This is a genomic window from Chitinophaga varians, from assembly GCF_012641275.1.
GTDB lineage: Bacteria > Bacteroidota > Bacteroidia > Chitinophagales > Chitinophagaceae > Chitinophaga > Chitinophaga varians_A.
In genome coordinates, this window is record NZ_JABAIA010000002.1 from 595328 (window position 1) to 608897 (window position 13570).

The following is a 13570-nucleotide window of genomic DNA, read 5'->3' on the forward strand; positions in this document are numbered from 1 at the left end:
TTTCGATTTTTTGATTTTGGAATTTTTGATTTCAGAATCCCCAAAATCGGAAATCCCCAAATTCCTAAATCGTAAATGTTTTACCGTATGAAAACTGAACAAGTAGATGTTTTAGTGATAGGTGCGGGACCTGCCGGAACAGTAGCGGCGTCTATTATCCACCAGGCAGGTTACAAAGTGAAAATCGTTGAAAAGATGAAATTTCCCCGCTTCGTGATCGGGGAGAGCCTGCTGCCACGCAGTATGGACGCTTTGAATGAAGCCGGTTTCATCGATGCCATTAAAGCCAAAGGTTTTCAGGAAAAATTCGGTGCCAAGTTCGTTAAAGGCGACGCGCTTTGTGACTTTACTTTCAAAGAGCAATACACCCCCGGCTGGACCTGGACCTGGCAGGTGACCAGGGCCGATTTCGATAAAACACTGGCAGATACCGTGGAAAGTATGGGCGTACCGGTTTCTTACGAAACTACGGTAACGGATATACGTTTTAACGGGTCCGATTCCGTGACCACCATAGAAGACAAAGACGGGAACAGATCCACCATCGAAGCCCGCTTCATCGTGGATGGCAGCGGTTATGGCCGGGTAATTCCCCGCTTGTTCAACCTGGAAAAAAACTCCAACCTTCAGCCGCGTAAAGCGCTCTTCGCTCATACAAAAGACGTACGTCGCTCTATGGCCGATGAACCTAACCGTATCACAGCGGTGGTGCATAAAAAAGGCGTCTGGATCTGGATCATCCCGTTCTCTACCGGCGTTACTTCCGTCGGTTTTGTGGGCGATCCGGAGTTTTTTGCGCAATATCCCGGTACCGACGAGGAAGTATACCGTGCCCTGCTGGAAGCAGAACCCTATACCCGCGAACGTTTCCGTGACGTGGAACTGGTATTTGAGCCCAGAGTGCTCCAGTCCTGGTCTGCCACCACCGATAAGTTTTATGGAGATGGTTTTGTGCTGACCGGCAACGTGACAGAATTTTTGGACCCGATTTTCTCTTCTGGCGTAACTTTGGCCTGCGTTTCCAGCCAGACCGCCGCTAAACTGGTGATCAGAAAACTGCGGGGAGAAGAAGTGGACTGGGAAAAAGAATACATGGAGCCCACCCTGCAGGGAGTAAATACCTTCCGTTCCTATGTCATGGCATGGTACGAAGGCACGCTGGACACCATTTTCTTTAAAAAAGACGCCGACCCGGTGATCAAAGGACAAATCTGTTCCGTATTGGCAGGATATGTCTGGGACATGAGCAACCCGTTTGTGAAAAACCACGACACGGCACTGAAACGCCTGGCCCGGACCATAGAATTAACAGAAAAATTAAAAAGCAGTTCAGAGATTGAATAGCGCGGAAGCATATATTACAGGAAGTTGTATCATACGGCATCACGGTATCTGGTTAAACGGAGCGTTGCTGTGGGAAGCCGACCGGAGCATGGACTTACAGGAATGGCTGCGGGCAGGATATGACCGGTTTTCCGGGCAGTATCCCAAGTTCCATAAGATGGACGCTCTCAGTAAACTGGGATGGCTGGCGGCGGAAGTGCTGCTCAAACATGCCCCTGTACAGGCACTGCCGCCTGAAGCAGTGGGAATGGTGTTGTCTAACCGCAGTGGCAGCCTGGATACCGACATCCGCTACTATGCCACCGTGAAGGATATCGCCAGCCCGGCCCTTTTCGTATATACCCTCCCCAACATTGTGATGGGGGAAATCTGCATCCGGCATGGTTTTAAAGGAGAGAATATCTTCTTCGTGTCTGAAAATTTTGATGCAGAACTGATGAGCAGTTACCCTGCGCAACTGCTCGCCACCACGCCGTTGCAGGCCTGCCTCTGCGGTTGGGTGGAAGTGATGGGCGACGATTACGAAGTGGCCCTGTTCCTGCTGGAGAAAACGCCGAAGGGGCAGGCCAGTCCGGCAACAGCCGAGGCACTGAACGAACGCTATAAAATATCTACATAACAAAATATCAACATCGTAATGGAACAGCTGATGGCAGATCTGAAAAAACAGATCATCGAACAATTGAATTTGCAGGAAGTAACACCGGAAAGCATCGGTAACGATGAACCGTTGTTTAAAGAAGGGCTGGGTCTCGATTCTATCGATGCGCTGGAACTGATCGTATTGCTGCAACAGCACTATAACATCCGTATCGCCAATCCAGAACAGGGACCGGAGATTTTTTACTCCATCCGTTCCATGGCGGAATTTATTGTAGCTCAACAAACAGCCAAAGCATGAGTGAAAAGGTGTGGATAGCGGGTGGCGGCGTCATCAGCGGCATAGGCCTGAACTTGCGTGAATGCCTGCGGGCTTTCCGTGAGATGGAACCAGGCATGGGTGCCATGAAATACCTGTCATCTGTGCACCGTCATACTTTCCCGGTAGCGGAGGTAAAAGCAGATAATGAGACGCTGGCGGATATGGCCGGGTTACCGGAAAATATCAGCCGTACCGCGCTGCTCAGCCTGATCGCCGCGAAGGAAGCATGGCAATCGTCCGGACTGGACGATATCTCCCGCTACCGCGTCGGATTTGTGTCCGGCAATACGGTTGGCGGTATGGACAAAACGGAAGACTTTTTCGCGGAATATCTGGCAGACAACCGTAAAGGCCGTCTGCATCAGGTGATGCACCATGAATGCGGCAGCGTCACCGAAATAGTGGCCGATGCCATGGGCATCCGGCATCATGTGTCTACCATCAGCACGGCATGCTCTTCCGGCGCCAACGCGCTGATGTACGGCTACCGCCTGATACGCAATAATATCGTGGACGTAGTGATAGCCGGCGGTACAGACGCGTTGACCCGTTTTACGCTCAACGGTTTTAATACCCTCATGATCCTCGACCAGCAGCCTTGCCGCCCTTTCGATGAAACCCGCACCGGGCTTAATCTGGGCGAAGGCGCCGGTTACGTGGTGCTGGTGTCCGACAGCCTGGCTGCACAGCTGCAGCCCTGGTGCCGCCTCAGCGGTTTCGCCAATGCCAATGACGCCTACCACCAGACGGCCTCGTCGCCCGACGGCACCGGCAATTACATGGCGATGAAAGGCGCGCTGGACATGAGCGGCCTGCAACCACAGCAGATAGGGTATATCAACCTGCACGGTACCGGTACCGGCAACAACGATGTGTCGGAAGGCATTGCCATCAACCGCATCTTTGCACCGCATTTCCCGGCCATGAGCTCCACCAAATCATTCACAGGGCATACCCTGGGCGCCAGTGGCGGTATTGAAGCGGTATTATCGGCTGTTTCCGTGAAAGAAGGTATTATCTATCCTAATGCACGTTTTGAGCACCAGATGAAGGAACTGCCGTTTACACCGGCCACCACCTGGTCTGAAGGCAATGACCTCCGCCATGTGATGTCCAACTCCTTCGGTTTTGGTGGTAACTGTTCCAGCCTGGTTTTTTCCAGCTTTTAGTGATTAAATGAGAGTATGTTGACGATCTATATAAACGGCACCGGTTGTATTTCTCCGCAGGAAACGGCGGTAGGAGGACCTTTGCTGGCCGGTCTGCGCGAATACGAACAGGTAAGGCTGGCAACAGTAGACCCGGACTATAAACAGTGGATCGATGTAAAACAGATCCGCCGCATGAGCCGTGTGGTGAAAATGGGCGTGGGCGCGGCCAATCTCAGCCTGCAGGCTGCCGGTATCACCCAGCCTGATGCCATCGTGACCGGCACTGCTTACGGTTGCCTCGACGACACCGGCGTGTTCCTGACCAAAATGGTGAATCAACAGGAGGAAATGCTGACGCCGACTGCCTTCATCCAAAGCACACACAATACCGTAGGCGGACAGATAGCGCTGCTGCTGGGCTGCCACGGCTATAACAACACCTTCGTGCACCGCGGCTTCTCTTTCGAAAATGCCCTGCTGGACACGGTGATGATGCTACGCGAAGGCAGCGCGCAAAATATACTGGTCGGCGGACTGGATGAGCTCACCCAGCACAGCTATCAGATACTGTCCCGCTTCGGGCTGTATAAAAAAGAACCGGTGAAAACCATGGAGCTGCTGAAAAGCCCTACCCGTGGCACTATCGCGGGAGAAGGCGCCGCTTTCTTCACCCTCGGAACCAAGCCGGGAGAACATACGGCGGCTGAACTGACCGGCATCAGCACGCTTTACAAACCCATGTGGGAAGGAGAGGTGATTGGCCATATCATGAAGTTCCTCGAAGACAATAGCTGCACCCCCAACGATATTGACCTGCTGATTACCGGCAGAAACGGCGACATTGACCAGGACGACATCTATGAAGAAGTAGTGGAAGCATTGTTCCCCGAACATCCGGAAGCGAGCTTCAAACACCTCTGCGGTGAATACCCGACTGCGGCTGGTTTCGGCATGTGGCTGGCCAATGGTATCCTGGCAGACCAGGCAGTACCGGAGGCAGCGATGTTCTATGGTAAAGCACCCGGCAGCATTAAAAAAATATTATTGTATAACCATCATCAGGGCACCCATCACTCCCTGATTTTGCTCTCTCATGTTGAATAACCGGACCGCAAATATCATCCTTCTCACAGGCGTGGCCGTAGTGCTGGGCATCAGATTGTCCGGCCTGTACCCCTTATCGCTCTGGTGGCTGGTATTGCCGCTGCTGTTGTTACTGCCTTTTTATATCAGGGGCGCAATGAACATCCGCTCGGATTTCTTCATCAAAACCATCTGTGCCGCGCCCACTACTGAAAATGTGGTGGCGCTCTCCTTCGACGACGGACCGGAAGAGACGCATACGCCGCAGATCCTCGATATCCTCGATGAACACCAGGTGAAAGCTGCTTTTTTCTGCATCGGGAAAAATATCGAAGGCAATGCCCACTTACTGCAACGTATACACGCAGAAGGTCATGTAATCGGTAACCATACCTATTCGCATGATTTCTGGTTTGATATGTATACCAGCAGTACCATGGGAAAAGACATGGAAAAGATGGACACTGTGACCATCAACGCCACAGGATTGCAACCGCGCCTGTTCCGCCCGCCATATGGGGTCACCAATCCCAACCTGGCAAGGGCCATCAGAAAAAACAATTATCTGCCCGTGGGCTGGAGCATCCGCTCTATGGACACCATGGCCACAGATGAAAATAAATTGTTGCAGAAAATCATGTCGGAACTGCATCCCGGTGCGGTCATCCTGTTGCATGACACCTGCAGCATCACTGCCAGTATCCTGCCCCGGCTGATCAGCGCCATCAAAGCGGAAGGGTACCGGCTGGAAAGAATGGATAAAATGTTAAAAGTGCCAGCTTATGTGTAAATGGATAATGATATGCATGATTTCACTGCTGTCGTTGCAACTGCAGGCGCAGTCAGGTTTTAAACCGGTCGCCGACCTGTCGGCCGTAAAAAAGGAGTTCGCCAGGGCCGCTCAACAGACGCAGAGCATTCAGTGCGATTTTGTGCAGGAGAAAAACCTGAGCATGCTCTCCGATAAAATCACTTCGAAAGGGAAATTCTGGTTCAAGCGGGAGAATAAAGTCCGCATGGAATACCAGCAGCCTTCTTACTACCTGCTGGTCATGAATGGAAAAGACATCCGTATCAAAGACGCCCAGAAAGAAAGTAAAGTATCCGGCAAAAACAACAAACTGTTTGAACAGATCAATAAAATAACGGTGGACTGTGTACGCGGCACCGTGCTGGACAATACAGATTTTACCACCAAAGCATACGAAAACGCACAGAGCTACCGCCTGGAGATGGTGCCTGTGAACAAGGCCATGGCCGGTTATTTCAAGATGATCACCCTGGTGGTGGACAAAAAAGATTTTACAGTGTCGGGCATCACCATGGCAGAACCATCCGGTGATGATACGAACATCAGCTTTTTACATAAACAAGTGAATGCGAATATTCCGGATGCGGTATTTGTGGTTAAATAGCGTACTGTCAGTCGCCCTGCTGACTGGATGCACCTCCGTGTATAAAGGATTGCAACGTACCGAAGGCAATGTGGACTGCATACGACAGTTCAGCCCTGCTTTCGATGCCACGCTGTATAGTACACAGGTCAATATCCTGAAACATCACCTGAGCGGACTGTTGTTTTTTAAGCAGATGCCCGATAGCAGCCTCCGGGTGGTATTTGCCAACGAAATGGGATTTAAGTTTTTTGATTTCGAATTTGATAAACAGGGAAAATTTACGAAACATTACCTGTTGCCCAAGATGGACAAGAAGGCAGTCGTGACCACGCTGCGCCAGGATTTTGAACTGGTGCTCCTGCGGCCGGACCTTCGTCAGGCGCATGTGGCAACGGATAACCGGTACCGTTATACCGTAGTGCCCACCGCCAAAGGCAATAACTACTATATCACGGATAGCGCCTGCACGCAACTGGTGCGTATCGAAAAATCTTCCGAACGCAAACCTGTTGTGAAAGTATGGATGGAGCATTATACACAGGGTACGCCGGACACCATCCGTATTGTGCATCAGAACTTCCGGTTCAATATTTCGCTACAAAAAACACATAGATAATTACGGATTGGTCAAAGCGAAGACAGAAATATTTAAATATCAAAATATCAAAATGCTGAAAGGAAACTTTTACAATATAAGGAACGTTGCAAATGAAGAAGGCCAGGTAACGCTCACACTGGAACTGAATGCGGCGCATCCTATTTTCGGTGGCCATTTTCCGGAGCAACCGGTCGTGCCCGGCGTATGTATGATGCAGATCGTTACCGAAACGCTGGAAGACGCCGTACAGCAAAAAGTACTGCTACAGAAAGCCGGTCTGATGAAGTTCCTGAACATGATAGACCCGGTACAGCAGCCATTGGTGGATGTAAGCCTGACTTACAAGGCAGAAGAGAACGGAGGATGGAAAGTGAATGCCACCCTGAAAAGGGATGCCACCACATTTATGAAATTTCAGGGAGTATTTAAATAAGTGACAGCCAGTAATACACATAACGAACATTTTGAGCGTCATCGCGCGGCGGTGCTCATTCCAACCTACAACAACGCTACAACGCTGGAAGAGGTGGTGAAAGGAGCGTTGTCCTACACCTCACACGTGATTGTCGTGAATGACGGCGCTACCGACCATACCAGCACCATTCTTGAGAAATACCCCGCCATACATAAAGTGTCGTATAGCCCTAACCGTGGGAAAGGCATTGCCCTTCGCCGTGGTTTCGAATATGCGCTGGCACAGGGTTATGATTACGTGATCACCATGGATGCAGACGGACAGCACTTTGCCTCCGATCTGCCCGGCATGCTGGAAAAGATCAGCACACATCCGGACACCCTGGTGATAGGCGCCCGTAACCTGAATGAAGAAAACATGCCTGGCAAAAACACTTTTGCCAACAAGTTCTCCAACTTCTGGTTTTATGTGGAAACAGGCCTGAAAGGGCCGGACACACAATCGGGATACCGGTTGTACCCGCTGCGCCGCATGGGCCGTACCCGCTGGTGGTGCTCCAAATATGAATTTGAAATAGAAGTACTGGTGCGCAGCGCATGGAAAGGCGTAAAGATAGACTGGACGCCGGTGAAGGTGTATTATCCGCCGGCAGACGAAAGGATATCCCACTTCCGCCCGTTCCGGGATTTTTCGCGCATCAGCGTATTAAATACCGTACTCGTACTGATTACTTTCCTGTATATCAAACCAAGGGATTTTTTTCTGTGGATGCTGAAAAAGGAGAACTGGAAAAAGATGTGGAAAGAAGAAATACTGAATGCCGAAGAGTCCAATGCGCGCAAAGCTGCGGCCATTGGCTTTGGCGTGTTCATGGGTATTGTGCCGATATGGGGTTTCCAGCTGCTGGTGGCTTTCCTGGTATCCGTTAAACTGAAGCTCAACAAAGCGCTGGTGTTCCTTGCTGCCCATGTGAGCACGCCGCCGTTAACCCCCTTTGTGATCTTTTTCAGCTTCCTGGCAGGAAAGGTCTGGATGGGGAGATCAGCCAAAGATCTGTTGTTTGATAAACATTTTTCCATAGCCGCAGTAGGGGATAACCTGCTCCAGTACGTTTTCGGCGCCATTACACTGGCTATCGCCGCAGGACTGGCAGCATGGGCTATCAGTTATGCCTTACTGGCCATATTCAGAAAAAACAAATAAATACTTACGAATTATCTGTTACGTGTGGCTCCCCAATTCGTAATCAATAATTCGTAATTCGTAATTGATTTACATATGAGCAGTCTTTTCGTAGCGATCTATAATTTTTTTGACCGGCATAAGCTGGCGCTGTGGTGTTGTACCATCGTGAGCTTTGTGCTGGTTGGCTTTTTCGCGTCACGTATCAGGCTGGAAGAAGACATTACCAAAATACTGCCGCAGGACAGGAAGCTGGACAAGCTGCAACAGGTGTTCCAGGATTCCAAATTTGCGGACAAGCTGGTGGTGACGCTGTCACAGAAAGACACTGCCAAAGTGCCGGCGCCGGACAGCCTTACCGCCTGCGCCGCCTCGCTGGTGGCCTCCGCAGGGAACCAGTTATCGCCTTATATCCGGCAGATACAAGGCCAGACGGAAGATGCGCAAATAATGGGCATGATGGACCTCATCCAGAAAAACCTGCCTGTTTTCCTGGAACCTAACGACTATACGAAAATTGACAGCCTGCTGGCACCGGAGCAACTGCAACGTTCCCTGCAATATGATTACAATACGCTGATCTCTCCTGCCGGACTGGTGCTGAAACGGGTGATACAGGCAGATCCGGTCGGCATTTCCTGGATAGGCATCAAAAAATTGCAGCACCTTCAGTACGATGATCATTTTGAGTTGTACGATAATTATGTGATGACGAAAGACCACCGTCATCTGATGATATTTATTACGCCGGCTAACCCTCCCGGTGCTACGAAAATCAATGCCAGGTTCCTGGCTGGGCTGGATAATATTAAAGACAGTCTGTCCCGCCAATATCCGGATGTGAGCATCAGCTATTTTGGCGGCACGGCCGTTTCCGCCGGCAACGCCACGCAGCTGCGGCAGGACACGCTGCTTACGCAGGGTATTACCATCGTGTTGCTGGTAGCGCTGATAGCGCTGTTTTTCCGGAAGAAACGTGCGCCGGTAGTGATCATGTTGCCGGTGATCTTCGGAGGACTGTTTTCCCTTGCCTGTATTTACCTGATCAAAGGACATATTGCCGTGATGGCGTTAGGCGCCGGCGCAGTGGTACTGGGCATTGCGGTCAACTATTCCCTGCATGTGTTCAACCACTATCGTCATACTGATGATATCCGCGAAGTGATTGCCGATCTGGCCACGCCCATGACGCTGGGCAGTTTCACCACTATCGGCGGTTTTCTCTGTTTACAGTTTTTAGGTTCGCCGATGCTGCGCGATGTGGGGCTGTTTGCCGCACTCAGCCTGGTAGGCGCCGCATTGTTCTCCCTGATATTTTTACCGCATTGGATTGTGCTGGGCAAAAAGAGCAGCAAACCGGCGGAGCATCACGATAACTGGCTGGACCGCTTTTCCGCGCTGAAACCGGAACGCAATAAATACCTGGTGGGCGCTATTTTCCTGCTGACGATCGTGTTTTTCTTTACGGCCCGTAATGTGTCTTTTGAAAGTGACATGATGAAGATGAATTTCATGTCGCCGGAACTGAAAGCAGCGGAAGCGCAGCTGAATAACATCAACGCCTATACGGCGCAATCTGTGTACGTGGTGTCTGATGGTGATAACCTGGAATCTGCGCTTGAAAATACCGAGCAGTTGACACCCGCTATCAATAAACTACTGACGGATGGTACAGTGAAAAAATACGCCGGCGTGCAAACGCTGCTGTTGTCTGAGAAAGAACAACAGGCCCGTATTGAACGCTGGAAACACTACTGGACCCCGGAAAAACAGGCACAGCTGCTGTCCTGGCTCCGCAGTCATGGTGCTGAAGCTGGTTTTAGCGCCACGGCGTTCGATAAGTTTGCCGCGTTGCTGAATACGCCTTATCAGCCTATGGCAAAAGAAGACCTGGAGACTTTCCGTAAAGGCACCCTGGGCGATTTTATCATCGAAAAGAATGGCCGTACGTCTATTGTGACCCTGCTGAAAGTAGACCCGGCGCGTAAAAAAGAAGTGTACGCCGCCCTCGATCAGCACGCACATACGACCGTACTGGACAAACAATATGCAGCCAACCGCCTGGTGGAAGTAATCAGGGATGAATTCAACAGCATCGCCTGGATGACTTCCATGCTGGTGTTCCTGGCTTTGTTGCTCTCCTACGGCCGCATAGAGCTGGCGCTGATCACCTTTATTCCCATGGCGCTCAGCTGGGTGTGGATATTGGGCATTATGGGACTGTTCGGTATCAAGTTTAATATTGTCAACATCATCCTTTCCACATTTATTTTTGGTTTGGGAGATGACTACAGCATATTTATGATGGACGGGCTGCTGCAGGAATACAAAACCGGCAGGAAAACACTGTCCTCTTTCAAGTCCTCTATTTTCCTGTCGGCCATCACCACTATCCTGGGGCTGGGCGTACTGATCTTCGCCAGGCATCCGTCGCTGAAATCTATTGCGCTGATCTCTATTATTGGTATCAGCACAGTGGTGTTGATTTCGCAGGTGATGATACCGGTACTGTTCAACTGGCTGATCACCAACCGTGTGAAGAAAGGATATGCCCCCTGGACTTTAAAGGGATGGGTGCTGTCCGTATTTTCATTCACTTACTTCACTACCGGCTGCCTGATCATGACGCTGCTGGGCAACATCCTGATCCGTCTGAACCCTGTCAACAAGGAAAAGGGTAAACTGCTGTACCATCGTATCCTGTCTGCCTATACGCATAGTGTGTTGTACATCATGACCAACGTGAAGAAACGCATTATCAATCCGGATAATGAGCAGTTGCAGAAACCGGCCGTGATCATCAGTAACCATCAGTCTTTCCTCGATATCCTCGTGTCTACCATGCTGCATCCCAAAGTAATTCTGCTCACGAATCAATGGGTATGGCGTTCGCCGGTATTTGGCGCCGTAGTGCGGCTGGCCGATTACTACCCGGTAGCCGATGGTGCGGAAGGGGCCATTGAAAAACTGAAAGCACGTGTGGCCGAAGGGTATTCCATCGTAGTATATCCCGAAGGCACCCGTTCCCCTGACCCGGTGATCAAACGTTTCCACAAAGGCGCTTTTTACATCGCCGAACAGCTGGGGCTGGACATCCTGCCGATCGTTATCCACGGTACCGCCTATACGATGAGTAAAGGCGACTTCCTGCTGAAAGACGGTCATGTGACCGTGAAGTACCTCCCGCGTATTACCCCGGAGGACCAACGTTGGGGCGATAACTACAGCGCCCGTACGAAATCTATCAGCCGGTACTTTAAACACGAATACGAAAACCTGCGCCAGGAGATGGAAGTGCCTTCCTATTTCCGTGAACAGCTGAAATACAACTTTATCTATAAAGGGCCGGTGCTGGAATGGTACATGAAAGTAAAAACCAGCCTGGAACGTAATTATGAGCTGTTTCACCAGCTGCTGCCGAAAGAAGGCCGTATCCTGGACCTCGGCTGCGGATACGGTTTTATGAGTTATATGCTGGCGTATGCGGCACCTGGCCGTGAGATCACCGGTATCGACTATGATGAGGAAAAAATTATCACCGCCGCACATGGTTATGCCAAACCACAGAACCTGCAATTCATTCACGGTGACATTTCGGCCACACCGTTCGAGAAATATGATGCCTTCATTTTAAGTGATGTATTGCATTACCTGCAGCCTGATGAGCAGGAGCAGCTGTTGCAACAATGCATCGACAGGTTGTCGCCCGACGGCGTGATCGTGGTGAGGGATGGCGACGCCGACAAAGCCAAACGGCACGAAGGCACAAGATTTACTGAATTTTTATCAACCCGGGTAATAGGATTTAATAAGACGAAGAACAAGGAACTATCCTTCTTTTCAGCTGCGCATGTACGCAGTCTGGTAGGCAAATATGGCGCAGTAGCAGAGGAAATTGACAATACCCGTTATACATCCAACGTAATATTTGTTATTAAAAAATCCCCCCAAAAAAATTATGCACAACTATGATGTGATCATTATCGGCAGTGGTCTTGGCGGACTGGTATGTGGAGCCATCCTCAGCCGGAATGGTTATAAAGTACGCATATACGAAAAAAACCGCCAGCCAGGCGGTTGCCTGCAAACCTTTTCCCGCGATAAAGTCATCTTCGATTCCGGTGTCCATTACATCGGCGGATTGGGAGAAGGGGAGAACCTGTACAAAATTTTCTCTTATCTGGGCATTATGGACAAGCTGAAGCTGAAACGAATGGATGCAGATGGCTTCGATCATATCAACTTTGGCCCGGAAGATAAAGTATACCGGATCGCCCAGGGACGGGAGCATTTTATCCGTACCCTGGCAGCCGATTTTCCGGAAGAAACAGATGCGCTGCATGCCTATTGTGATAAGATCAGCGAAGTGTGCAGCAAGTTCCCGCTGTATAACCTGCGGCTCGGCGACTATGAAGAAAAACGCAGTGTCCTGCAGCTGAATGCCGCCAGCGTGATCGAAAGCATCACCGGCAATTACAGGTTGCAACAGGTGTTGGCAGGCAATAACCTGTTATACGCAGGCGTGAAGAGCAAAACACCCTTTTACGTACACGCGTTGGTGTTAAACAGCTATATGCAGAGTTCCTGGAAATGTGTGGATGGCGGTTCGCAGATTGCCCGGCTGTTATGCAAATGCATCACGGAAAACGGCGGAGAGATCATCCGTAACACAGAGGTGCTGAAGATTGTTGGCCAGGGCGACAGGGTAGATCACCTGGTATTGGAGAACGGGAAAAAAGTGAACGGCGATTATTTTATTTCCAACCTGCATCCTGCGCAGACTACAGCCATCACCGAAAGCGACGCCATGCGGGGAGCCTACCGCAGCCGCATGCAGAACCTGGAAAATTCCACCGGTGCTTTTGTGCTGAATGTAGTACTGAAACCCGGCACCTTTCCTTACCTTAACCATAACTACTATCATCATGCCACAGACAACGCGTGGGCGGGGATAGACTGTACGCCGGACCAGTGGCCGCAGACCTATGCCATATACGTGTCTGCCAGCTCCCGGCATAAAACCTATGCTGACAGCCTTTCTGTAATGACGTATATGCATTACGACGAACTGGCACCGTGGCAGCATACTTTTAATACCGAAAGGAAGGAAGCCAGCAGAGGCGCTGACTATGAAGCTTTTAAGGTACAAAAGGCAGAACAGCTCATCGCGGCGGTGGCGCAGAAATTCCCTGGTTTCCGTGACTGTGTGCAGTCGTATTATGTAGCCACACCGCTTTCTTACCGGGATTATATCGGTACCGGCGACGGCAGCATGTACGGCGTGTTGAAAGATAGTGAAGACCCGCTACGGACAATGGTTTCGGCCCGTACCCGGTTGTCTAATTTGTATCTTACAGGGCAAAACCTGAACTTGCATGGTATTTTAGGGGTGACCATGAGCAGTGTGATCACTTCAGCCGAACTACTGGGAATGGAATTTTTGGTAGAAGAAATTAATCAGTCAATACTTAAATAAAA

12 protein-coding genes are annotated in these 13570 nt (G+C 50.4%); all 12 read left to right on the top strand.

Translation table 11 applies throughout. The annotated features are described in order from the left end of the window. The first annotated feature begins 87 nt into the window (after positions 1 to 87). The 12 genes from HGH92_RS17045 to HGH92_RS17100 all read left to right on the top strand — a co-directional run bounded on the left by HGH92_RS17045 (position 88) and on the right by HGH92_RS17100 (position 13568). On the top strand, positions 88 to 1344 hold the full coding sequence (locus HGH92_RS17045) for an NAD(P)/FAD-dependent oxidoreductase (RefSeq protein ID WP_168871976.1): 1257 nt from the start codon (positions 88 to 90) through the stop codon (positions 1342 to 1344). Next, positions 1337 to 1963 (top strand): hypothetical protein, encoded by a 627-nt coding sequence (locus HGH92_RS17050; RefSeq protein WP_168871977.1) that lies wholly within the window; start codon positions 1337 to 1339, stop codon positions 1961 to 1963. The genes HGH92_RS17045 and HGH92_RS17050 overlap by 8 nt, the downstream gene beginning before the upstream one ends. 18 nt (positions 1964 to 1981) lie before the next feature. Then, entirely contained in the window at positions 1982 to 2245 is a 264-nt protein-coding gene (locus HGH92_RS17055) for a phosphopantetheine-binding protein (protein WP_078667218.1), read from the top strand. Further along, positions 2242 to 3435 carry a beta-ketoacyl-[acyl-carrier-protein] synthase family protein gene (locus tag HGH92_RS17060; protein ID WP_168871978.1) on the top strand — a complete coding sequence of 398 codons (1194 nt, stop codon included), beginning with the start codon at positions 2242 to 2244 and terminating at the stop codon, positions 3433 to 3435. Before HGH92_RS17055 ends, HGH92_RS17060 begins: the two co-directional genes overlap by 4 nt. Positions 3436 to 3450: 15 nt before the next feature. Next, a complete protein-coding gene (locus HGH92_RS17065) occupies positions 3451 to 4521 on the top strand; it encodes a beta-ketoacyl synthase N-terminal-like domain-containing protein (RefSeq protein ID WP_211092664.1) in 1071 nt (356 codons plus the stop codon). Beyond that, positions 4511 to 5290: a polysaccharide deacetylase family protein gene (locus HGH92_RS17070; RefSeq protein ID WP_168871979.1), complete on the top strand. Its 780-nt coding sequence runs from the start codon at positions 4511 to 4513 to the stop codon at positions 5288 to 5290. The genes HGH92_RS17065 and HGH92_RS17070 overlap by 11 nt, the downstream gene beginning before the upstream one ends. After that, complete coding sequence (locus HGH92_RS17075) at positions 5283 to 5915, top strand: outer membrane lipoprotein carrier protein LolA (protein ID WP_168871980.1); 633 nt, start codon at positions 5283 to 5285, stop codon at positions 5913 to 5915. The genes HGH92_RS17070 and HGH92_RS17075 overlap by 8 nt, the downstream gene beginning before the upstream one ends. Beyond that, positions 5878 to 6513, top strand: coding sequence for a hypothetical protein (locus tag HGH92_RS17080; protein WP_168871981.1), 636 nt, complete (start codon positions 5878 to 5880; stop codon positions 6511 to 6513). The genes HGH92_RS17075 and HGH92_RS17080 overlap by 38 nt, the downstream gene beginning before the upstream one ends. 52 nt (positions 6514 to 6565) lie before the next feature. Then, positions 6566 to 6928, top strand: coding sequence for a 3-hydroxyacyl-ACP dehydratase (locus HGH92_RS17085; RefSeq protein ID WP_168871982.1), 363 nt, complete (start codon positions 6566 to 6568; stop codon positions 6926 to 6928). Beyond that, positions 6929 to 8113, top strand: a complete 1185-nt coding sequence (locus HGH92_RS34185; RefSeq protein ID WP_168871983.1) for a DUF2062 domain-containing protein — start codon at positions 6929 to 6931, stop codon at positions 8111 to 8113. It abuts the gene before it with no gap. A gap of 75 nt (positions 8114 to 8188) precedes the next feature. Further along, positions 8189 to 12064 carry a trifunctional MMPL family transporter/lysophospholipid acyltransferase/class I SAM-dependent methyltransferase gene (locus HGH92_RS17095; RefSeq protein ID WP_168871984.1) on the top strand — a complete coding sequence of 1292 codons (3876 nt, stop codon included), beginning with the start codon at positions 8189 to 8191 and terminating at the stop codon, positions 12062 to 12064. After that, complete coding sequence (locus tag HGH92_RS17100; protein ID WP_168871985.1) at positions 12051 to 13568, top strand: phytoene desaturase family protein; 1518 nt, start codon at positions 12051 to 12053, stop codon at positions 13566 to 13568. Before HGH92_RS17095 ends, HGH92_RS17100 begins: the two co-directional genes overlap by 14 nt. The last annotated feature ends 2 nt before the right edge of the window (positions 13569 to 13570 follow it).